This window comes from Corallococcus interemptor, assembly GCF_003668875.1.
Classification (GTDB): Bacteria; Myxococcota; Myxococcia; order Myxococcales; family Myxococcaceae; genus Corallococcus; species Corallococcus interemptor.
Map to the genome: position 1 here is coordinate 66,923 of NZ_RAWM01000024.1, position 21,745 is coordinate 88,667.

A 21,745-nucleotide genomic window follows, 5' to 3' on the forward strand; every position below is an offset into this window, starting at 1 on the left:
AAGAAAGACGGCCGCGTGGGCACCCGCCCGCGCGGCCGTTTGTCTTTGGGGGCCTCAAGCCGAAGGAGGCACGGCGGAGGGCGGCGCGGTGGGGGCCACCGGCTGCGGCCCTCCGGCATAGACGCCCTGGTACTGCGGCGGCAGCAGCGCGGCCACCCGGCGCATCATCGCGTCCACCAGCGCCTGGCGCGTGTCGGAGGCGCCGGCCACCTCCGGCTCCAGGTCCTCCATGCGGAAGGCGGGCCCGAAGGTGACGGTGACGTCGGCGTGGAAGAGGCGCTCGCCGCCCATGTCCGCGTCGTTGATGGGCATCAGCTTCTCCGTGCCCGTGAGCGCCACCGGGACGATGGGCACGCCCGCGCGCTTGGCGATGAGCCCCACGCCCTTCTTCGCCTGGAGCAGCCCCGCGGAGCGGCTGCGGCCGCCCTCCGGGAAGATGAGGACGGACTGGCCGCCCTTGAGCAGCTCCACGCAGCGGCGCAGCGCTTCGATGTCCGGCGAGTTGGGCGTGATGTCGATGGTGTCCATCGTCTCCGCCGCCAGCCGGGTCATCACGGTGCCGTGCAGCTTCACGCCCGCCAGGAAGACGACATGCCGGGGACGCAGCGCCCGGTAGAGCGTGAACCCGTCCGCGTTGGACAGGTGGTTGCAGATGAAGAGGCAGGGGCCCGCCGGCAGGTCCTTCAGGCCATACACCTTCGCGTGGGACAGCCGGCCCCACACGCCGTGCATCAGGCCGCGCACGACGTGGCGGCGCAGGCCATAAGGGAGCAGAGACATCAGGGCGAAGAGAAGTCGAAGCACGGTACCGGCCCACCTCCACCTGAAGATGTAGTCCTGCCCGGTGGGGTGGGTCAGCGGTCCTCCGGGAGCGCCAGGCCGCCCGCCTGCCCTTTCGTCATCCAGCCAACGAACGGCCTGCCCCCCGGTCCCGGCGCGCCAGGCCCATCCGTGGGAGCCCATCCCGCGCGCCCCCACGCACCCCGCGTGTTATGGGGAGCCGCATGAGCGCAGAAGCCACGCCCTCCCGGGCGAAGCGGCCCGTCGAGTACGAGGCCACCGTCACCGACGTGCGGATGGAGACGCACGACACGGCGACGTTGCTGCTGGAGCTGGATACGAGCGCGGGACCGCTCGACTACAAGGCCGGCCAGTTCATCAACATCGACCCGCACCAGTTCCAGGCGCTCGCGCAGCAGTGCGCGTACCTGAAGGAACAGAAGGGGCGCAAGGAGGCGCCGCGCTCGTACTCGCTCGCCTCCGCGCCGCATGAGCGGCACGTGGCCATCACGGTGAAGGACGAGGAGTTCATCCCGGGCGTCACGCGCTACCCGCCGCTGCTGTCGCCCCTCTTGGTGCACGGGCGGCTGACGGGCGCGAAGCTGAAGGTGACGGGCTTCATGGGGCTGTACGTGCTGCCGGACGACGCGGCGGAGCGGACGGACCACGTGCTGCACGTGGTGGCGGGCTCCGGCGCGGTGCCGAACTTCGCCATCGTGAAGGACGCGCTGCACCGCGGGCTGAAGCTGCGGCACACGTTCCTCGCGTCCAACAAGACGTGGGCGGACGTCCTCTACCGGGAAGAGCTGGCCGCGCTGGAGCGGCAGGCGCCGGAGCGGGTGCGGGTGGTGCACACGCTCACGCGCGAACTGGATGAGACGAAGTACGGCCCCCAGGTGCGCAAGGGCCGCGTGGCGGAGGCGCTCTTGCGCGAGCTGGTGCCGGACCCCGACAGCTGCCTCGTGTACGTGTGCGGGCCCGCCATCACGGCGTGGGACCGGCGCAAGGCGCTGGAGACGCGCACGCCCGCCACGCCGCGCTTCATGGAGTCCGTGCTGGGCCACCTGCACGAGCTGGGCATCCCGGACAAGCGCATCAAGCGCGAGGCCTACGGCTGACGCGTCAGTGCGAGGTGACGTCCACCGGCGGCAGCTGGTCCAGGAACGTCAGCACGTGCTCGGCCGTCTCGCGCGGCTTCTCCATGGGGAACAGGTGCGAGGCGAGCGGCAGCGTGTCCACCCGCGTGCGCTTCATCTCCTGCCCCGCCCGCGCCAGCGCGTCGGGGAGCAGCGTGTCGGAGCGCTCGCCGCGCAGCACCAGCGTGGGCGTCGCGTTGGCGCGGATGAGCGCCCACGGGTCCGAGGGGAAGGTCTCGAAGATGCGGGCCTCCCACTCGCGCGGGAAGCGCAACGTGAAGTCGCCCGCGTCCGAGGGCACCAGCCCGTGGGTGATGTAGTCGCTGAAGCAGTCCGCGTCCCAGTCCTTGAACAGCGTGCGCTGGCGGTACGCGGCGGCCGCCTCCTCGCGCGTCGCCCAGCGCTCCCGCCGCTTCAGCGCGCCTCGCACGATGGGGGTGCGGTCCATGCGGCCGAGCAGCTTCAGCAGGCGCAGCGCCCACAGGCGTGAGCCGGTGATCAGCACGGGATCCAGCGCCACCACCGCGCGGAACAGCCCCGGGTTCGCGGCGGCGGCCATCAGCGTGCTGGTGCCACCCACGCTGTGCCCCACGCCCAGCACGCCGGAGCGCCCGCGCGCCTTCAGCTCACGCGCGAGGTCTTCCCCCAGCTCCTTCCAGGTCGTGAGCGCCTTCGGGTCCTGGCCCGGCGTCAGCGCCCGCGTGCGCAGCGACACCACGTGGTAGCGGGTCGCGAGCCGCGCGAAGAGCTTCCGGTAGGTCTCCGGAGGAAAACCGTTCGCGCAGGCGAAGTGCAGGAGCGGACCGCTCCCGCCCCAGTCATCCAGCTCCAAGGCCATGCCCCTTCCCATCAACACCCCCTACCGCGTCACGGCGGAGGGACTTCACGGCTCGCCCCACTCGCATCCGGTGCCCTGACGGCCACCGGGCCGGCCCCAATCCCGGGACGAGACTCCGTACCCCGGCATTCAGACACCGCGAACGCCGCCCTGGGTCCTGCCGCCCGGCCCGACCTCCCGCATGACGTCATCCTGACCGGTACCCCTGACGTGCCCACGTCCTCCGACATCCTCCGGAGCCCCTCCTCAAGGAACCCGGGCCCCTGGAATGTCTTCCCGTGCGCATCCGCACGGGCGACGGGCATGTAACGGCTGCCCCGCCGCCTCGCACGCGCGGGACGGCGGCCCCGCCGGTACGGGGGCACACGCCCCCGCCCGTCAGGTCACCTGCCCATCCCTACGGTCCAGGTAGGGGCCGCTTGCGTTCAGGATTCCGGAGCCGACTCGGGCACCGCGTCCTGCACGGGCTCCGGCTCCACGTCCGGCATGGGCTCCGAGCCAGCGCCCGCGGGCGTGATGCCCAACAGCCGCGTCAGCCGGGGCTGCACGCCCGTCTCCGCCAGCAGCGCCTGGAGCTGCAGCCGCGCGCGGCGGTTGTCCCGGTGCACCCGCCGCCCGAGGATGAGCTCGTTCTTCAACGAGTGCTCCCACCCGGTCAGCTCCGTCACCGTCACCTGGTAGCCGAAGGACTCCAGGGTCAGCGCGCGGATGACGTTGGTCAGGTGCGAGCCGAACTCGCGCCGGTGCCACGGGTGCTGGAAGAGCAGCGACATGGAGCCGGCCGGCTTCGCCTTCTTCTCCTTCAGCTGCGCGGCCACCTCCGCCTGGCAGCACGGCACCACCGCCACGTGGTCCGCGCCGTGCTTGATGGCCGCCACCAGCGCGTCGTCCGTGGCCGTGTCGCACGCGTGCAGCGCCATGAGCACGTGGATGCGCTCCGGGTACTCCGCCGCGTCGATGTGCGCCGTCTGGAAGCGCATCCGGTCGAAGTGCAGCCGCTCGGCGCGGCCCTTCGCGCGCTCCGTCAGGTCCGGCCGCCCCTCGATGGACAGCAGCTCACCGCCGCCTGAGTCCTTCAGGAACAGCTCGTAGACGACGAAGCCCAGGTACGCGTTGCCGCTGCCCGCGTCCACCACCACGGGGTTCGCGTGGCGCTGCTGCACGTCCTCCATGGCGGGGCGCAAGAGGCCCACCAGGTGGTTGACCTGCTTGAGCTTGCGCAGCGCGTCCGCGTTGAGGTTGCCCTCGCGCGTGAGCAGGTGCAGCTCACGCAGGAGCGCGGGGGACTGGTCCGGCAGCAGCTCCTTGCGGACCTGCGGCGCCTTGACGTTCCGCCTCAGACGGACACCACTTCGGTGACCTCCGGGATCATCTCCCGGAGCCGGCCCTCGATGCCCATCTTCAGCGTCGCCGTGGACGACGGGCAGCCCGCGCACGAACCCTTCATGTGCAGGTACACGATGCCGTCCTCGAAGCGGTCCAGCGTGATGTCGCCGCCGTCCTGCGCCACCGCCGGGCGGATCTCCTCGTCCAGGATGACCTGGATGCGCTGCTCCACCGTGCCGTCCGCGGACACCGTCTGGCGCGCCGCCGCGATGGCCGCCTCGTCCACCACCGGCAGGCCTTCCGTCAGGTGCGTGTCCAACGTGGACATGACGGAGTCGTTGAGTTCGTCCCACTCACCCGACTCGCCCTTCGTCACCGTGACGAAGTTCGTGCCCAGCATCACCGCCGTCACGCCCGTGATGTCCATCAGCCGCAGCGCCAGCGGCGACTTCGCCTGCGCCTCGTCCCGGTTGGTGAAGTTCACCGCGCCACCGGCCAGCAGCTTGCGGTCCACCACGTACTTCAGCGTGCTGGGGTTGGGGGTCCACTCGAGCTGGATGTTCACTGACATGCTGTTCTCCCTACGAAAGTCCGCTACGTCTAAAGGGCGCCGGGCCCCATAGCAACCTGTCCGGCTGTCAGGCAAACGCCCCGCGCCGTTCATTCACTCCGGCCCGTCACCGATGTAAGACAGGGCTCCTATGCCCTTCCCGCCGCGTCTCGCCCACCTCGCCACCAAGGCCGTGGTGGTAGCCAAACTGGGCCCCACCTACGCGGACGCCCACCGCATCGACTCCGAGGAGGCCGCCCAGCGCCTGTCCTCCGCCCTCTCCGGGCGCCTGCTGACCTCCCTCCTGGAGGCCACCTGGACGCAGATGCTCGGGAGCACGAAACGTCTCAAGGAAGAAGGCCTCCTGGAGAAGGTAGCCGCCACCCTGAGCGACCGGCCCCAGCGGCCGGGCAAGGTCGCCACCGTGACGGCCGGGTGGAGCGCCTTCCTCATCCTGGTGGACCTGGAGGTGGGCACCGCCAGCGACGCCGCCCGCCGCGTCATGGAGTCCGACGAGGGCCGCAAGCGCGCCGCCGCGGGGCTCACGGAGGTCGCCGGCTTCCTCGCCCAGGAGCTCACGCGGGGCAAATAGGACGGCCGGCCGGTCATGGCGGCAGCCGCCACGCGCCGTTATAGGCTGACGCTCGCCACGTCCATGTCCGCCCCGCTCCCCACCACGCTGCGCCTGCTCACGTCCATCACCGACGTTCCCGCGCCGGTGTGGGACGCGCTCGTGGACCCGGAGTCGGTGCCCTTCCTGGAGTGGGGCTTCCTCGCCGCCCTGGAGGAGAGCGGCAGCGTGGTGCCGGAGCGCGGCTGGCACCCGCGCCACCTCACGCTGTGGCGGGGCTCGCGCCTCATCGCCGCCGCGCCCGCGTACCTGAAGGACGACAGCCACGGCGAGTTCGTCTTCGACGCCATGTGGGCCACCACCGCCGAGCGCGCGGGCATCCGCTACTACCCCAAGCTCGTCCTGGGCGTGCCCTTCACCCCCGCCACCGGCCGCCGCGTGCTGGTGGCCCCGGGCGAGGACGCCCCCTCCCGCGAGGCGGAGCTGTACACCGCCGCGCTGGAGTACGCGCGCGCCGAGGGGCTCTCCAGCGTCCACGTCCTCTTCCCCACGGAGGCCGAGCTGCCCGTGCTGGAGGCGCAGGGCTACGCGCTGCGCCTGGGCGTGCAGTACCTGTGGCGCAACGCGGGGTACCGGACGTTCGACGACTTCCTCGCCCGCTTCCGCTCCAAGCGGCGGCATCAGATTCAACGCGAGCGGCGCGAGCTGGAGGCCCCGGGCATCACCCTGCGCACGCTGCGGGGGGATGAACTGGCGGACGTGGACGCGGCCTGCGCGCACCGGCTCTACGTGTCCACGGTGGACCGCTATCCGTGGGGCGTGCGCTCGCTGACCGAGGACTTCTTCGCCCGCCTGCTCGCTGGCTTCAAGCACCGCTGCGAGTTCGTGGAGGCCCGCCGGGAAGGCCGCAGGGTGGCGGGCGCGTTCAACTTCACCGGGCCACGCACGCTGTACGGCCGTTATTGGGGAGCGTTCGAGGAGCATCCGTTCCTGCACTTCAACGCGTGCCTCTACCACCCGGTGGAGGACTGCATTGCCCGGGGCCGCGAGCGCTTCGAGCCCGGCGCGGGCGGCGAGCACAAGCTCACCCGGGGTTTCGAGCCGCACCTCACGTACAGTGCGCATTTGTTCCTCCACCCCGGCCTGGACCGGGCGGTGCGCGGCTTCCTGGCGCACGAGCGGGCAGCCGTCGAAAGCGGCCTGCCCCTGTGGTGGGCGGAGACGGGTTTCAAGGAGCGGGTCTGAGCGGTTTCAAGCAGGCCCGCCAATGGTTCGCGAAGCGCACAGGCAAGGGAGTCCGCAAGCCCATGGCTCAGAAGCACCAACACGATGACGGCCAGGTCGTCACGGAGGCCGTCCCCAAGCAGAAGCTGAAGAGGCCGACGCTCTACAAGGTCCTCCTGCACAACGACAACTACACCACGCGCGAGTTCGTCGTGGCCGTGCTCAAGGAGATCTTCCACAAGTCGGAGACGGATGCCGTGCAGATCATGATGCACGTTCATTACAACGGCATCGGAGTGGCGGGCGTTTATACCTACGACGTCGCCGAGACGAAGCTCAAGACAGTGGAGGCCGCGGCGAGGGACAACGGGTTCCCCCTGCGGCTGTCCATGGAACCCGAGGAAGGCTGAACCGTGGCAGGACCATCGATTGCCAAAGAATTGCAGGCCAGCTTCCGCACCGCGCTCGACGAGGCGCGGAAGATGCGTCACGAGTACCTCACCCTGGAACACCTGCTGCTGGCCCTCACCCGTGAGTCCCGCACCCGCGAGGTGCTCAAGGGCTGCGGCGCGAACGTCAAGCGCCTGCAGGAGAACCTGACCTCCTTCCTGGAGGAGACGGTCGAGCGCCTGCCCGACGACGTGGACGCCGAGCCGCAGCAGACCATCGGCGTGGAGCGCGTGCTCCACCGCGCCGCCATGCACGCGCTGTCCGCGGAGCAGAAGTACATCGACGGCGGGGACGTGCTGGTCGCCATGTTCCGCGAAGAGGAGAGCCACGCGCTCTACCTCCTGCAGCAGGAGGGCGTCACCCGCCTGGACCTGCTCAACTACATCTCCCACGGCACCACCAAGGACGGCGAGTCCGAGGGCGAGCCGCGCGCCACGCCCGCCGGTGACGACGAGGACGGCGAGTCCCAGAAGAAGAGCCCGCTGGAAGCGTACGCCGTGCAGCTCAACAACGAGGCCAAGGCGGGCCGCATCGACCCGCTCATCGGCCGCGACAAGGAGCTGGAGCGCACCATCCAGGTGCTCTGCCGCCGCCGCAAGAACAACCCGCTCTACGTGGGTGAGGCCGGCGTGGGCAAGACGGCCATCGCGGAGGGCCTGGCGCTCTACATCCACGAAGGCCGCGTGCCGGAGGCGCTGAAGAACGCGGTCGTCTACTCGCTGGACATGGGCGCGCTGCTCGCGGGCACCAAGTTCCGCGGCCAGTTCGAGGAGCGACTCAAGGGCGTGCTCAAGGCGCTCCAGGAGCTGCCGGACGCCATCCTCTTCATCGACGAAATCCACACCATCGTCGGTGCCGGCGCCACGAGCGGCGGGTCCATGGACGCGTCCAACCTGCTCAAGCCCGCGCTGGCTTCCGGGCGGCTGCGCTGCATTGGCTCCACGACGTTCCAGGAGTTCAAGGCGTCGTTTGAACGCGACCGCGCGCTGTCCCGCCGCTTCCAGAAGATTGAGGTGGACGAGCCCAGCGTGGAGGACACCGTCAAGGTGCTGGAGGGCCTGCGCAGCCGCTACGAGGAGCACCACCACGTGAAGTACGGCGAGGGTGCGCTCCAGGCGGCGGCGGAGCTGGCGGCCAAGCACATCAACGACCGGTTCCTGCCGGACAAGGCCATCGACGTCATCGACGAGGCCGGCGCGGCGGAGCGGCTCAAGCCGGAGGGCGTGCGCACGGGCGTCGTGTCCGCGCACGACATGGAGCAGGTCGTCTCCAAGATGGCCAAGATTCCGGCCAAGAGCGTGTCCGCGAGCGAGGGCGTCCAGATTCAGAACCTGGACAAGGAGCTCAAGGGCGTCATCTACGGGCAGGACAAGGCCATTGAAGAGATGGTGGGCGCCATCAAGCTGTCGCGCTCCGGCCTGCGCGCGCCGGAGAAGCCCATTGGCAGCTTCCTCTTCTCCGGCCCCACGGGCGTGGGCAAGACGGAGCTGGCGAAGCAGCTGGCGCAGAGCCTGGGCGTGGAGTTCCTGCGCTTCGACATGAGCGAGTACTCGGAGAAGCACACGGTGAGCCGGCTCATCGGCGCGCCTCCGGGCTACGTGGGGTTCGACCAGGGCGGCCTGCTCACGGACGCCGTGCGCAAGCACCCGTACGCGGTGCTGGTGCTGGATGAGATTGAGAAGGCCCACCCGGACCTCTTCAACATCCTGCTCCAGGTGATGGACCACGCGACGCTCACGGACAACAACGGCCGCAAGGCGGACTTCCGCAACATCATCCTCATCCTGACCACCAACGCGGGTGCGCAGGAGATGAGCACCAAGGCCATGGGCTTCGGGGATACCAGCGTGGTGGTGGACGGCTCGCGGGCGAAGAAGGCCATCGAGCGCACCTTCACGCCGGAGTTCCGCAACCGGCTGGACGGCTGGATTCTCTTCTCCGGCCTGCCCCCCGAGGTCATCCTCAAGGTCGTGGACAAGGAAGTGCGCCTGCTCCAGAAGGTGCTCGACGAGAAGAAGGTCAAGCTGGAGCTCACGCCCGCCGCCCGCGCGTGGCTGGCCGAGCACGGGTACGATCCGGCCTTCGGTGCGCGCCCCATGGCGCGGCTCGTGGACAACACCCTGAAGAAGCCGCTCGCGGAGGCGCTGCTGTTCGGCTCCCTCAAGAGCGGCGGCGTGGCCCGCTTCGACGTCGTGGACGACGCCGTGAAGCTCCAGGCGGAAGCCACCGAGGCCGTGCCGGCTTGAAGCACGGCTGAGGCCTGAAACACCCGAGGCCCCGGGCCCCCTTCACATGGGGACTCGGGGCCTTCGTGTTGCCTACTTCAGCGTCACTTCGATCTTGTACGCGCCCACGGCGCTGGAGAGCTGCTCGGAGATGATTTGAAGCGTGGTGGCCGCCTCACCGGTGGACCCGATGCGGGCCACGGTGTCGTCCATCATCTTGGACAAATCGTTCACCGCCAGGGTGATCTGATTGATGCCCACGTTCTGCTGGTTCACCGCGGCGGCGATCTGCCGGACGGCGGCGGCGTTGTCCTGGACGATGGAGGACAGCTCGCGCAGGTTCTGCCCGCTGTTGCGCACCTGCGCCAGGCCCGCCTCCATCCGCTCCGCGCCGCGCTCCGTGATGCGCACCGCGGCGGTGACGGAGTTGGCGATGTCGTCCAGCAGCTCCCGCACCCGCGTGGTCGCCTGGATGGACTGGTCCGCCAGGGCGCGGATCTCGCGCGCCACCACGCTGAAGCCCTTGCCGTGCTCACCGGAGCGCACCGCTTCGATGGCCGCGTTGAGCGCGAGCATGTTGGACTGGTCCGCCAGGTCCTTCACCGTCTGGGTGATGCCGCCAATCTGGCGCGTGCGCTCGCCCAGCTCCAGGATCTTGTGGGCAATCTCCCCCACCTGCTCACGGATGTCGTTGAGGCCCGCCATCGTCTGCTCGATGGAGGCCTCGCCCGCCCTGGCCAGGGTGTCCGCGCGCTCGGCGACGCTGAGCACGCTCTCCGCCTTCTGCGCGGCCAGCGTGGAGGTCTGCTTGATCTCCTGCGCCGTCACCTGCGTCTCCTGCAGCGCGGCGGCCTGGCGGGAGATGGTCTGCGCCTGCTCCGTGGAGGACGCGTTCAGGTGGTCCGTGGACTGCGTGAGCGCGGTGGCGGCGTGCTGGAGGTTGAGCGTCACCTCGCGCAGCTTGCCCACCATCTGGGAGAAGGAGTTGGACAGCCGCCCCACCTCGTCGTTGCCGCGCGTCTTGATGGGGCGCGTGAGGTCGCCGGACTCCACGATGTGGCCCGCCACGGCCGTGAGCTCCGCCAGCGGCCGCACGATGCTCCGGCCGAACAGCGCCGCCACCACCACGCCGCCCGCCACCAGGAGGAGCGCGAACCCCAGCATCCGCCAGCGCAGCGCCTCCACCTTCGCGTCGATGAACTCGCGCGCCATGCCCACGTGCACGGTGCCCAGCCGGCCCTTCTCCGCCACGGCCGCCGCGACATCCAGCGCGCGCAGCGCCTTGCCGCCGCGCAGGATGCGCACCTCCGGCACCACGCGCGTGCGGCCCTGGCTCACGCCGGGCTGAGCGTCGAGGGCGGCCTTCAGGTTCTCCGGGAAGCCCCCCTGGAACGAGTGCACCAGCACGAAGCCGGTGGGGTCCTGGATGAAGATGTACGCCAGGTCCTCGCGCTCGCGGAACGTCTCCAGGAGCGGCTGGAGCGACCCCATGCCCGCGGACACGCCCTGCTCCGCGGCGATGGCCAGGCTCAGCGCCACGGCCTCTCCCTCGCTGGCGTGGCGCTCCTCCAGGTTGGACTGCAGCTGGCGGGTGGCGATGAGCGTGAGCAGCAGGGCCACGGAGGCGCTGATGAGGGCCGTGACGAGCACGAACCTCGGCGCGAGCCCGAGCCCTCGCAAGAAGGAGACAGGGAGCGTGGCGGAGGGCTTCAAGGGAACACTCCCGGACGACTGCGGTTTGACGCTGGGAAACGGCTCACCGTGCCCCTCCCTCCGGGCCACGGCTGGGACGGAACGACGGGCGCTGACAGCTCTGCAGGATGAGGTCCGCCACCAGCGCGAGCGGCGTGCCCCCATCGGTGGCCTTCAACTCCACGGCGGCGCGAGGCATGCCGTAGACGACGCTGGACGCCTCGTCCTGGGCCAGGGTGACGCCCCCGGCCTGACGGATGGCCAGCAGGCCCCGCGCGCCGTCCTCACCCATGCCGGTGAGCACGCCGCCGCCGCTGCGCCGGCCGTACGCCATGGCCAGCGAGCTGAGCAGCACGTCCCCGTTGGGGCACGGCCCGCCGGTGCTGCGCTGAAGACGCGCCAGGCCCACGCTGTCCACCAGCAGGTCATGGCCATCCAGCGGGAAGTACACGCGGCCCGGCTCCAGCCGTTCTCCATCGCGCGCGACGCCCACCTGGAGCTCGCACACCTGGGACAGCCAGCGCACCATGCCCTGCGTGAAGCCCACGGTGATGTGCTGCGCGACGAGCATGGGCACCGGCAGGTCGCGGGGCAGCTTGGACAGCACCTCCGCCAGCGCGGGCGGCCCACCGGTGGAGGCGACCAGGCCGAACACGTCCACCCGCGCCCCGCTGGGCACGGGCGGCGGCGCCACCGCGCGCGGACGGCGGGAGATGACGGGCACCTCCGCCATCAGGCACACGGAGTGGGCCAGATCCCGGCCCCAGCGGCGCAGCTCCTCCGCGTTGGTGACGTTGGGCTTGCCAATGAGCTCCAGCGCTCCGGCGCTCATGGCCTGGAAGCCCAGGTCCACGCCGCGCTGCTCCGCCACCGCGCTCACCACCAGGATGCGCGCGGGCGCCTGGGACATGATGTGCGCGATGGCCGCCGGGCCATCCAGGCCGGGCAAGAGCAGGTCCATGGTGATGACGTCCGGGCGCAACAGGCGCGCCAGCTGCACGGCGCGGTTGCCATCTCCCGCACGGCCCACGACTTCAATGCGCGGCTCCTCCGTGAGGAGCGCGGTGAGCGTGTTGGCCATGGTGGGCGAGTCATCCACCACGAGCACGCGAATGGACTTCTTCGTACTCACTCGCGGCTCCCCCGGCGGCTCATCACGTCCAGCACCTCCGCGAGCAGCCGGCCCGCGGCACACTCGCGCTTGCTGAGGAAGCCGTCCGCACCGGACGCCAGGCCCCGGTCGCGCGCGACCTGGGTGTCGTGCGCGGAGACCAGGATGACGGGCAGCGTGCGCGTGTCCTTGTTCTCGCGCAGCCGGGCAATGAGCTCGATGCCGTCCATCTCCTCCATGTCCAGGTCGCAGATGACGACGTCGTACGTGTCCGCCTGCAGCCGCTCCAGCGCCCGCGCCCCGCTGGCCGCCAGGTGCACCTGGAAGCCGCCCGCCTCCAGCATGGCCCGGTGCAGCGCGCGCGCCGTGAGCGAGTCGTCCACCACCAGCGCCCGCCGGCTCACCGCGGACACCGTCACCTTCTCCGTATCCGACACCACCCAGTCCGGCCGCAGGATGAGCAGCAGCTCACCGCGGCTGAGCGTCGCCGCGCCCTGCCAGGCCGCCACCTCGCGCACCTCCGACGGCAGCGGGCGGATGACCAGGTCCCGGTCCCCCACCACCGCGTCCACGCCCAGCGCCACGCGCTTGCCGCCGCTCTGCACGATGAGCAGCGGCTGGCCCTCCGTGGGCGGAGACGACGCGCGCAGCCCCAGCCGCGCGCCCAGGTCGATGACGGGCAACAGCTGCCCCTGGTGTTCCATGTGCGTGCGGCGCTTGCCCACGCGCAGCATGTCCGGGCGCGCCAGCTGCGTGGACTCCACCGCCAGCATGGGCAGGCCCACGAACTGCTCCAGCGCGCGCACCATCAGCACCGGAGAGCTGCCCAGGTCCACCGGCAGCGTCAGCACGAAGCGCGTGCCCTGCCCGCGCGTGCTCGACACCTCGATGCGGCCCTGCAGCGACTCCACCGTGGCGCGCACCGCGTCCAGGCCCACCCCGCGCCCGGAGGTGTCCGTCACGTCCGAGCGCGTGCTGAAGCCCTCGCTGAAGATGAGGTCGCGCACCTGGTTGTCGTTGAGCCGCGCCGCCTCCTCCGCGGTGATGAGCCCGCGCTTCTCCGCGGCCTTGCGCACCTGCGAAAGGTCGATGCCGCGCCCGTCGTCGCTCGCCTCCAGGTAGAGGAGGTTGCCCTGCTGCTCCACGCGCAGCGTGAGCGCGCCCTCGTGGTGCTTGCCGGCCTTCTCGCGCTCGGCGGGCATCTCCAGGCCGTGGTCCACGGCGTTGCGCAGGATGTGCACCAGCGCGCCCTGGAGCTTCTCCAGCAGGCGCCGGTCCAGCGACACCTCCGCGCCCACCACCGACAGGCGCGCTTCCTTGCCCAGCTGGCGCGACAGGTCGCGCACCATGCGCTGCAAGGGGTCCAGGATGGTGCGCGTGGGGCGCGTGGTGATGGCCTTGAGGCCGTCCTCCAGCGCGTCCACGACGTCGCTCGTCTCCTCGCCGTCGGTGCGCAGCGAGCGGCCCGTGCCGGACAGCAGCGTGCGCGCCTCCGCGGTCTCCGCCAGCAGGCCCTGCTTCGCGAGCAGCGCGGACACCCGCTCCAGCTCCCGGCTGCGCTCCTCCACCCGCAGGCGCACCTCGCGCAGGCGCTCCACCTCGCGCATCAGCGACGTCACCTGGGCGGCGCTCACCCGCCACCCGGCGTCGGCGGACTCACCCACGGGCTCCGGCGCGGCCGGCATCTCCGGCGGGGCGCTGACCGCGGCGGGCTGCGCGGCGGGAGGCACCTGCGCGAAGGCGCCCCCCGGCAGCACGGCGGCATGCTCCGGCGGCGGCGCGGCGGCGACCAGCTGGGACAGCGCGGCGGCGGGGTTCGGCAGGTCGTCCCCGCGCCCGTCCGCGTGCGCCTGGGCGCGCAGCATGAAGAGGTCCAGCCCGTGCAGCAGCACGTCCACCACCGGGCGCGGCATCTTCTGCGTGTGCGCCTTGAGCGGCGCCAGCGCGTCCTCCAGCTTGTGCGCGATGTCGCCCAGGTCCTGGAGCCCCAGCGACGACGCGCTGCCCTTCAGCGTGTGCAGGTGCCGGCCCAGCCGCGTGTAGATCTTGGCGAGCGCGTCGTTCTCCAGCCCCTCGCGCTCCAGCTCCAGCAGGTCCATGGTGACCTTCTGGATGACCTCCTGCGCCTCCACGGCGAAGCCCGCCACCAGCGGCTGCAGCATCGGATCAACGGGCATGGCGCGCTCCCACGTCGGACCGGCCGAACAGGCGCTTCGGGTCGATGAGGTGGATGAGCTGCCGGTCGTGGGTGAAGACCTCCACCACCGGCCCCTCCGCCCGGGCGCGCGCGGCCTCCACGGACGCGAGCGGCAGCGTCGTGGGACGCGGAATGGCCTCGCAGTCGAGCGCGCACAGCTCACCGTCGCCCCGGTCCACCACCAGCAGCACGGCGGGGTCCTGCCGCCACCCGTGGCCGCCCAACAGCGACGCCAGGCTCAGCGCGGACAGCACCTGGCCCTGGAAGCGCAGCACGCCAATCACCGCGGGCGCGGACAGCGGCACCGGCGTCACCATGCGCAGGGGCAGCGCCGCGCGCAGCGACTCCAGCGGCAGCGCGTAGCGCTCCTCTCCCAGGGGGAACTCGGCGATCCAATGGACCGCCTCCTCCACCGTCGACTCGCCCTGCTCGCGCAGGCGCGCGGCCCGGCGCGCGAGCAGGTCTCGCGTCTCCGACTCCAGGGACTCGTCCACCACCAACGGCTTCATTCCAACGCCCCCAGATTCAGGTAGGCGTCAGCGGACGCCAGATAGAAGCGCGCGGGCAGCGCCTCCGGTCCATCCACCAACGCATCCGGAGGCAGCTGCCCCGCCCGCGTGCGCAAGGCGCGCATCAGCGGGAAGGCCGCGTCCCGGGCACCCGCGCGCTCGCGCAGGAGCGCCAATTCCAAGAGGCCCGGCAGGTAGTCCGGCGCCTGCTTCACCAGCAGCTCCAGCACCGCCGTCGCACCGGCCACGTTGCCCTCTTCAATCCGCTCCAGCGCCTGCAGATGCAGCCGCGCGGGGGGCGGAGGCGGGGACGGCGGAGGCGTGGGCAACACGGGCGTGGGCGCGGACAGGCGCCGGGGCGCGGGCGTCAGGCGGAGCGCGGGCACGGGCTTTTCCACGGGCAGTTGCGCGAAGGTGCGCTCCTCCGGGCGGGGCTTGCGGAAGGCCTGCAGCTCCGGAGGCCCCTCGCGCGTGAGCCCCGGCGGCGTGCGGTCCACCTCCACCGTGCCCAGGAACAGCCAGCCCCCCGGCGCCAGCGCCCGCGCCAGGTGGACGACGGCCGCGTCGCGCGCGGACGGGGAGAAGTACGTGAGCACGTTGCGGCAGAGGATGAAGTCGAACTGCCCGAAGCGCTCCGGCAGCGGCGCCAGCAGGTTCGCCGGCGCGAAGCGCGTCACCTTGCGGACCTCCGGGAGGATGGACACCTGCCGCCCGTTGTGGAGTTCGTAGACGGGGTGCAGCGCGGGGGCGGACTCGCGCCGGGACCACGCGCCGTAGGTGCCGCGCCGCGCGGCCTCCAGGCTGGCCTCGTGCAGGTCCGTGCCCACCACCTCCACCGGCATCCCGGGGGGCGCGCACGCCAGCAGGCACGCGGCCAGCGAATAGGCCTCCTCGCCGGTGGCGCACCCGGCGCTCCAGCCGCGCAGGTGCAGGGCGCCCTGGCGCAGCGCCGTGGGGATGCCCTCCTGCGCGATGTAGCGGAAGTGCTCCGGCTGGCGGAAGAAGTACGTCTCCCCCACCAGCACCGCGCGCACCAGCGTGTAGGCCAGGGGCGAGCCCAGCTGCTGCAGTTCGCTCAGGACCTCCGTGGGCACGCGCCCCCGGGCCAGCTCCGCGCGCAGCACGCGCTCCACCGCCTCCTGGGCGATGGCGTCGTCCCGGAAGCCGGTGGTGTCCGCCACCACTTCCCGGGCACGGGCCAGAAGCCTCGGGTCGAGCCCCGCACTCATGCGCTCCGCTCTTCCTCCACCGGCGCGAGCAGCGCGGGCAGGTCGCGCAGGAGCCCCCGCGCGATGAACACCTTCGGATCCAGGATGGGCAGCGCGCGGCCGCCCGTGCGCAGCATGCCGATGAGGCCTTCCTGCAACAGGCCGTGCTCGGCGCCGCCCACCTTCTCCCGCCGGTCGATGTCGCTCGCCTGGAACTCCTCCGGGTCCTTCACCGTGTCCACGGTGAGCGCCAGCGACACGCCCTCCGTCTCGATGACCACCAGCATCCGCTCCGCGATGGACACCTTGTGCTGCACGCCCAGCCGCAGCGCCACGTCCAGCACGCACACCGCCTGGCCGCGCAGCTCCACGTACTCGCGCAGGTACGACGGGCCGGTGGGCAAGGGCCGCGTCAGCGGCTGGAGCAGGACCTCCTTCACGGAGTCCAGCGGCACGGCGAACTCGCGCTCGCCCACGTGCAGCCGCAGGACGAGCATGGCCCCGGAGCGCGAGCGCCGGCGCGCGTTCTCCAGCGCCTCGCCCACGCGCAAGAGCAGCTCGTCCGCGCGGAAGGGCTTGGCCAGGAACGCCTCCGCGCCCAGGCCCAGGCACGCCTCCGCGCGCTGCTTCTCCGACGAGATGATGATGACCGGGATGTCCGCCGTGGCCGCGTCCGCCTTCATCCGCTGGAGGACCTCATCCCCGTCCATCTCCGGCATGGACAGGTCCAGCAGCATCGCCGCCGGGTGCAGCCGCCCCACCTTGTCCAGCGCCTCACGGCCGTTGCTGGCCGTGTGGATGGTGTAGTGGCCGGAGAGGATGGCCCGCTCCAGCGCCAGGATGGCGTCGCTGTCATCCACCAGCAGCAGCGTCGGCAGACTCACGGTCGTCAGCCCCCGTTCAGGAACTGGCGCACGGTCTTGGTCAGCTCGTCGTGCGACACCGGTTTCTGGATGAAGGCGTTGGCCCCCGCAGCCGAACCGCGCTGGCGCAGGTCCTCCCCCTTCTCCGCCGTCAGCAGGATGACCGGCACCTTCTGCACTTGCGCCTGGGCGCTCGCGCGGACCTCCTTCACGAAGGTGATGCCATCCATGTTCGGCATGTTGATGTCGGCGATCACCACGCTCACCGGCACCAGCCGCAACAACTGCAGCGCGCGCTGCGCGTCCTCCGCCTCCACGATGCTGACCTTGAGGTTCATCAGGTAGATCTTGAGGATGTTGCGGACGGTTGGACTGTCGTCCACCAGCAAGACATTGGTGCTCACTGTGCCACGGCTCCTCGCGCAGGCTCCGCGGAGTGCGGGATGCGCCTGCGCTGCATGGGTGATCCTACCGTGAGCGCTCCAACGGGCGGAAGCGGGGGGCTCCCGTCCGCCGGGATGCCTGGCAGGCGGATGTCTGGACTTTCCAGGAAGGTTGGGCGGCTTCAGCCTTCCTTGGGCGTGGGGTTGGCGGGGACCCCTTCTGCCGGTGTCTCCACCGTCTCCACCGGCGGTGCGCCCACGGCGTGGTAGCCGCCGTCCACGTGAATCATCTCGCCGGTGGTGGACGACAGCCAATCGGACAGAAGTGCACAGGCCGTCTTCGCCACGTGGTCGTGGCTGTCCTTGTCGCTCCAGCCGAGCGGCGCCTGCTTGCCCCAGTACTGCGCCAGCGCCTTGAAGCCCGGGATGCCCTTGGCCGCCACGGTGGCGAGCGGGCCCGCGGCGAGCGCGTTCACGCGGATGCCCTTGGGCCCCAGGTCGCGCGCCAGGTAGCGCACGGTGGCTTCCATGGCCGCCTTGCACACGCCCATCCAGTCGTAGATGGGCCACGCCTGCCGGTTGTCGAAGTCCAGCGCGACGATGGAGCCGCCCTGCGTCATCAGCGGCGCGCACGCCACCGCCAGCTCCTTCAGGGAGAAGGTGGAGATGCGGAACGCCGTCTGCGCGCTCTCCCACGGCGTGTTGAGGAAGTTGCCGCCCAGCGCGTCCTCGGGCGCGAACGCGATGGCGTGCAGCACGCCGTCCACGCGGCCCCATTTCTGCCGCAGGGCCTCCGTCAGCGCGGGAAAGTGCGCCGGGTTCGTCACGTCCAGCTCCAGCACCTCCGTGCCGGGCTTGAGCCGCTTCGCGCTGCGCTCGGTGAGGGACTTGGCCCGGCCAAAGCCGGTGAGGATGACCTCCGCGCCCTGCGCGATCGCGTGCTCCGCGACCCCGAAGGCCAGCGACTGCGGAGTGAGCACACCGGTGATGAGCAGCTTCTTGCCCTGGAGGAGCATGTCGGTCCGTTCCGGAAGAGTGGAAAGAGGGGGCGTGTCCTTACCACTCCTGAACCGCCGAGGGAGGCCCCGGACCCCGTGTCGCTTTTGCCTCGGATGTACGTCCGTTCAGCATGCCAGGGACCCGGGCGGCTCTTTTGAGCTCCTTCCAGCCGGGGGAATCCAGTGCTCGGTGAAGCTGCGCTCACGCGGGGCATGACTCCATCTGCTCCCCAAAGTGAAGCCGGGCAGCCATGCATGACGCGGTTCAACAAACCTGAGGCGAAAACCCCCCAACACGTCCCCCATCCAGTAAAAGACCCCCGCCATGGCGAATTTCCAGGACAGTTTCCTCTCGGGTGGAAACATCGACTTCATCGAGGGGCTCTACGCGCGCTTCCTCGAGGATCCGGGCAGCGTGGACGCGAGCTGGCGCGAGGTGTTCGAGCGCAACGACGGCACGGGCCGCCCCATCTTCAACACGAAGCTTCTGGAGGCTCCGACACCCGCCGCACCGGAGGGCAAGGGCAAGGGCAAGGCGAACGGCGCCGCCGCACCGGCCGCCGCGGTGCCGCAGGCCCCGGTCGCTCCGGCGCAGGACATCGGCCTTCAGTCGAAGGTGGATCAGGCCATCACCGCCTTCCGCCTGCGCGGCCACCTGCGCGCGACGCTGGATCCGCTGGCGCGTCCGCGCCCGCAGCTGGGCCACGTCGCGGACGTGGCGCTGATGGATGAGAACCACTTCGCCGCGAAGGAGCTGGAGCAGGCGGTGGAGTGCAACAACGTCTTCCCGCAGCAGCGCGTGCGCCTGGCGGACCTCGTCACGCGCCTGCGCCGCACGTACTCGGACCACATCGGCGTCGAGTTCATGCAGATGCTCGACAGCGAGCGCCGCCGCTGGCTCATGAAGCGCATGGAGCACAGCGAGAACCGCACGCCGTTCTCCGTGGAGGACCAGCGGCACATCCTCACCAAGCTCTCCTACGCGGAGGGCTTCGAGAACTTCCTGCACACGAAGTACGTGGGCGCCAAGCGCTTCAGCCTGGATGGTGGCGAGGCGCTCATCCCCATGCTGGACGCGCTCTTGGAAGTGGGCAGCGGCATGGGCCTGAAGGAGCTGGTCATCGGCATGGCCCACCGCGGCCGCCTCAACGTGCTGACCAACATCCTGGGCAAGAAGCCGGATCAGATCTTCAGCGAGTTCGACGGCCCCAAGGACCCCAAGGCGTACCTGGGCCGCGGCGACGTGAAGTACCACATGGGCTTCTCGTCGGACCACGCCACGCGCGCCGGCAAGAACGTGCACCTGTCGCTGGCGTTCAACCCCAGCCACCTGGAGTGCGTGGGCCCCGTGGTGGAGGGCCGCGTGCGCGCCAAGCAGGACCGCGGCGGGGACACCGAGCGCACGCAGGTGATGCCGCTGCTCATCCACGGCGACGCGGCCTTCATCGGCCAGGGCATCACGTCGGAGACGCTGAACTTCTCCGGCCTCAAGGGCTATACGACGGGCGGCACGGTCCACATCGTCATCAACAACCAGGTGGGCTTCACCACCGACCCGTCGGACTCGCGCACCAGCATCTACTCCACCGCCATCGCGCAGATGCTGGACATCCCGGTGTTCCACGTGAACGGGGATGATCCGGAGGCGTGCGTCCACGCGGCGCGGCTGGCGGCCGAGTACCGCCAGACGTTCAAGAGCGACGTGGTCATCGACCTCATCTGCTACCGCCGCTACGGCCACAACGAGGGCGACGACCCGTCCTTCACCCAGCCGGCGATGTACGACCTCATCCGCAAGCACCCGCCGGTGCGCGCGCTCTACGCGAAGGCACTGGCGGAAGCCGGCCGCATCAGCGCGGAGGAGTCGGACGCCATCAAGCAGCGCTGCTTCCAGGACTTCGACGCGGCGCTCACCCGCGCCCGCCAGGAGAGCCAGTTCAAGGAGCCCAACGCGCTGGAGGGCCTGTGGAAGCCCTACAAGGGCGGCCTCTTGAAGAACGCGCCCCAGGCGTCCACGGCGGTGGCCAAGGCCACGCTGCGTGACGCGCTCCAGAAGCTGGCCACGGCGCCGGAGGGCTTCAACGTCCACCGCGACGTGGAGCGCACGGTGCTCAAGAAGCGCCAGGGCATGCTGGAGAGCGAGGAGCTCCAGTGGAGCGAGGGCGAGTCGCTGGCGTACGCGACGCTCCTGTCGGAGGGCTACGGCATCCGCCTGTCCGGCCAGGACAGCGAGCGCGGCACGTTCAGCCACCGCCACGCGGTGCTGCACGACACGCAGACGGGCCAGGAGTTCACGCCCCTGCGCCAGTTCGCCACCGGCAAGGCGACGTTCAACGTCTACAACAGCCCGCTGTCGGAGATGGGCGTGCTGGGCTTCGACTACGGCTACAGCCTGGACGTGCCGGACGGCCTCACGCTGTGGGAGGCCCAGTTCGGTGACTTCGCCAACGGCGCGCAGATCATCATCGACCAGTTCATCGCCGCGGCGGAGAGCAAGTGGCGCCGGCTGTCCGGCATCACGCTGCTGCTGCCGCACGGCTACGAAGGCCAGGGCCCGGAGCACTCCAGCGCGCGCCTGGAGCGCTTCCTGGACCTGTGCGCCGAGGACAACCTCCAGGTCTGCTACCCCACCACGCCCGCGCAGATCTTCCACCTGCTGCGCCGCCAGGTGCTGCGCCCCGTGCGCAAGCCGCTGGTCATCATGTCGCCCAAGAGCCTCCTGCGCCGTCCGGAGGCCACCAGCCGCATGGACGACCTGGCCACCGGCGCGTTCCAGGAAGTGATTCCGGACGCGAAGGCGGACGCCGCGAAGGTGAAGCGGCTGCTCTTGTGCAGCGGCAAGGTGTACTACGACCTGGCCAAGGCCCGGGACGAGCGCAAGGACGACTCCATCGCCATCGTGCGCGTGGAGCAGCTCTACCCGTTCCCGCAGGACGAACTGGCCAACCTGGTGGCGAAGCTGCCGGCGCTCCAGGAGCTGTACTGGGTGCAGGAGGAGCCGCGCAACGCGGGCGGCTGGCACTTCATGTTCCCCCGCCTGCACGACCTGTTGTCCCAGCGCGCGCAGCAGACGGTGAAGCTGGGCTACATCGGGCGCGCCGAGGCCGCCAGCCCCGCCACCGGTTTCACGAAGACGCACGACTACGAGCAGCAGCTCATCATCGAAGAAGCCATCCTCCGAGGAACCCAGAATGGCCGTTGAACTGAAAGTCCCGCCGCTCGGCGAATCCATCACCGAAGCCGTCGTCGGCAAGTGGAACAAGAAGCAGGGGGAGTCCGTCTCCGCGGACGAGCCGCTCGTCGTGCTGGAGACCGACAAGGTCACCATCGACGTGCCGGCCCCCGCCGCCGGCAGCATCGCGTCCATCGCCTTCAAGGAGGGCGACAAGGTCCGCGTGGGTGACGTGCTGGGCACCATCGAGGCCGGTGGTGCTGGCGCTGCCGCTTCTCCCGCCGTGGCCGCCGCCACGCCCGCGCCCGCCCAGGCCGCGGCGCCCGTCTCCGCGGCTCCGGCCCAGGCCGGTGCTGACACGCGCATCACCCCCACCGCCAGGAAGATGGCGGAGGAGAACCGGGTGGACGTGGGCCAGCTGAAGGGCTCCGGCGCCGGTGGCCGCATCATGAAGGAGGACGTGCAGGGTCAGCTCAACCGCCCCGCCGCCGCTCCGTCCGCGCCCCCGGCCC

19 protein-coding genes are annotated in these 21,745 nt (G+C 70.7%); 7 read left to right on the forward strand and 12 right to left on the reverse strand.

All coding sequences use genetic code 11. From position 1 onward, the window contains the following. Positions 1-54: 54 nt before the first annotated feature. The gene (locus D7X96_RS11895; RefSeq protein ID WP_120551013.1) at positions 55-804 is read right to left on the reverse strand and encodes a lysophospholipid acyltransferase family protein; all 750 of its coding nucleotides are present in this window, start codon (positions 802-804) and stop codon (positions 55-57) included. 200 nt (positions 805-1,004) lie between these two features. Between D7X96_RS11895 and D7X96_RS11900 the strand changes: the two genes are divergently transcribed. Then, positions 1,005-1,898 carry a ferredoxin reductase domain-containing protein gene (locus D7X96_RS11900; protein WP_121769746.1) on the forward strand — a complete coding sequence of 298 codons (894 nt, stop codon included), beginning with the start codon at positions 1,005-1,007 and terminating at the stop codon, positions 1,896-1,898. Positions 1,899-1,902: 4 nt separating this feature from the next. Here the strand turns inward: D7X96_RS11900 and D7X96_RS11905 are convergent, their stop codons facing one another. From D7X96_RS11905 to D7X96_RS11915, 3 genes are all read right to left on the reverse strand, one after another. Continuing rightward, entirely contained in the window at positions 1,903-2,754 is an 852-nt protein-coding gene (locus D7X96_RS11905) for an alpha/beta fold hydrolase (protein WP_244219549.1), read from the reverse strand. A 425-nt stretch (positions 2,755-3,179) separates the two neighbouring features. Beyond that, complete coding sequence (locus tag D7X96_RS11910) at positions 3,180-3,977, reverse strand: class I SAM-dependent methyltransferase (RefSeq protein ID WP_121769753.1); 798 nt, start codon at positions 3,975-3,977, stop codon at positions 3,180-3,182. 113 nt (positions 3,978-4,090) lie between these two features. Continuing rightward, positions 4,091-4,651, reverse strand: a complete 561-nt coding sequence (locus tag D7X96_RS11915; RefSeq protein WP_120551016.1) for a NifU family protein — start codon at positions 4,649-4,651, stop codon at positions 4,091-4,093. 130 nt (positions 4,652-4,781) lie between these two features. Here D7X96_RS11915 and D7X96_RS11920 point away from each other — a divergent pair, with 130 nt between their 5' ends. The 4 genes from D7X96_RS11920 (at position 4,782) to clpA (ending at position 9,121) form a co-directional block, all read left to right on the forward strand. Further along, the gene (locus D7X96_RS11920; protein ID WP_120551017.1) at positions 4,782-5,222 is read left to right on the forward strand and encodes a hypothetical protein; all 441 of its coding nucleotides are present in this window, start codon (positions 4,782-4,784) and stop codon (positions 5,220-5,222) included. A 63-nt stretch (positions 5,223-5,285) separates the two neighbouring features. Further along, positions 5,286-6,446: a GNAT family N-acetyltransferase gene (locus tag D7X96_RS11925; protein ID WP_120551028.1), complete on the forward strand. Its 1,161-nt coding sequence runs from the start codon at positions 5,286-5,288 to the stop codon at positions 6,444-6,446. A 62-nt stretch (positions 6,447-6,508) separates the two neighbouring features. Next, positions 6,509-6,835 carry an ATP-dependent Clp protease adaptor ClpS gene (locus D7X96_RS11930; protein WP_014399347.1) on the forward strand — a complete coding sequence of 109 codons (327 nt, stop codon included), beginning with the start codon at positions 6,509-6,511 and terminating at the stop codon, positions 6,833-6,835. Positions 6,836-6,838: 3 nt separating this feature from the next. Then, complete coding sequence (clpA, locus tag D7X96_RS11935; protein WP_121723098.1) at positions 6,839-9,121, forward strand: ATP-dependent Clp protease ATP-binding subunit ClpA; 2,283 nt, start codon at positions 6,839-6,841, stop codon at positions 9,119-9,121. 72 nt (positions 9,122-9,193) lie between these two features. Here clpA and D7X96_RS11940 read toward each other — a convergent pair whose 3' ends face one another. From D7X96_RS11940 to fabI, 8 genes are all read right to left on the reverse strand, one after another. Then, a complete protein-coding gene (locus tag D7X96_RS11940) occupies positions 9,194-10,813 on the reverse strand; it encodes a methyl-accepting chemotaxis protein (protein WP_120551019.1) in 1,620 nt (539 codons plus the stop codon). Between the two features lie 43 nt (positions 10,814-10,856). Further along, positions 10,857-11,924, reverse strand: coding sequence for a chemotaxis protein CheB (locus D7X96_RS11945; RefSeq protein WP_120551020.1), 1,068 nt, complete (start codon positions 11,922-11,924; stop codon positions 10,857-10,859). Beyond that, positions 11,921-14,080, reverse strand: coding sequence for a hybrid sensor histidine kinase/response regulator (locus D7X96_RS11950; RefSeq protein WP_120551021.1), 2,160 nt, complete (start codon positions 14,078-14,080; stop codon positions 11,921-11,923). Before D7X96_RS11950 ends, D7X96_RS11945 begins: the two co-directional genes overlap by 4 nt. Further along, complete coding sequence (locus tag D7X96_RS11955; protein ID WP_120551022.1) at positions 14,070-14,609, reverse strand: chemotaxis protein CheW; 540 nt, start codon at positions 14,607-14,609, stop codon at positions 14,070-14,072. Before D7X96_RS11955 ends, D7X96_RS11950 begins: the two co-directional genes overlap by 11 nt. Continuing rightward, positions 14,606-15,838 (reverse strand): CheR family methyltransferase, encoded by a 1,233-nt coding sequence (locus tag D7X96_RS11960; RefSeq protein ID WP_120551023.1) that lies wholly within the window; start codon positions 15,836-15,838, stop codon positions 14,606-14,608. Before D7X96_RS11960 ends, D7X96_RS11955 begins: the two co-directional genes overlap by 4 nt. Beyond that, the gene (locus tag D7X96_RS11965) at positions 15,835-16,701 is read right to left on the reverse strand and encodes a response regulator (protein ID WP_120551024.1); all 867 of its coding nucleotides are present in this window, start codon (positions 16,699-16,701) and stop codon (positions 15,835-15,837) included. Before D7X96_RS11965 ends, D7X96_RS11960 begins: the two co-directional genes overlap by 4 nt. 5 nt (positions 16,702-16,706) lie before the next feature. Continuing rightward, complete coding sequence (locus D7X96_RS11970; RefSeq protein ID WP_120551025.1) at positions 16,707-17,084, reverse strand: response regulator; 378 nt, start codon at positions 17,082-17,084, stop codon at positions 16,707-16,709. 161 nt (positions 17,085-17,245) lie between these two features. Further along, positions 17,246-18,079, reverse strand: a complete 834-nt coding sequence (gene fabI, locus D7X96_RS11975; protein WP_120551026.1) for an enoyl-ACP reductase FabI — start codon at positions 18,077-18,079, stop codon at positions 17,246-17,248. Positions 18,080-18,386: 307 nt separating this feature from the next. Between fabI and D7X96_RS11980 the strand changes: the two genes are divergently transcribed. Further along, entirely contained in the window at positions 18,387-21,263 is a 2,877-nt protein-coding gene (locus tag D7X96_RS11980) for a 2-oxoglutarate dehydrogenase E1 component (RefSeq protein ID WP_120551027.1), read from the forward strand. Then, positions 21,253-21,745 (forward strand): biotin/lipoyl-containing protein (locus D7X96_RS11985; RefSeq protein WP_208647300.1); only part of this gene is annotated, 493 nt, incomplete at its 3' end. The genes D7X96_RS11980 and D7X96_RS11985, both read left to right, overlap by 11 nt.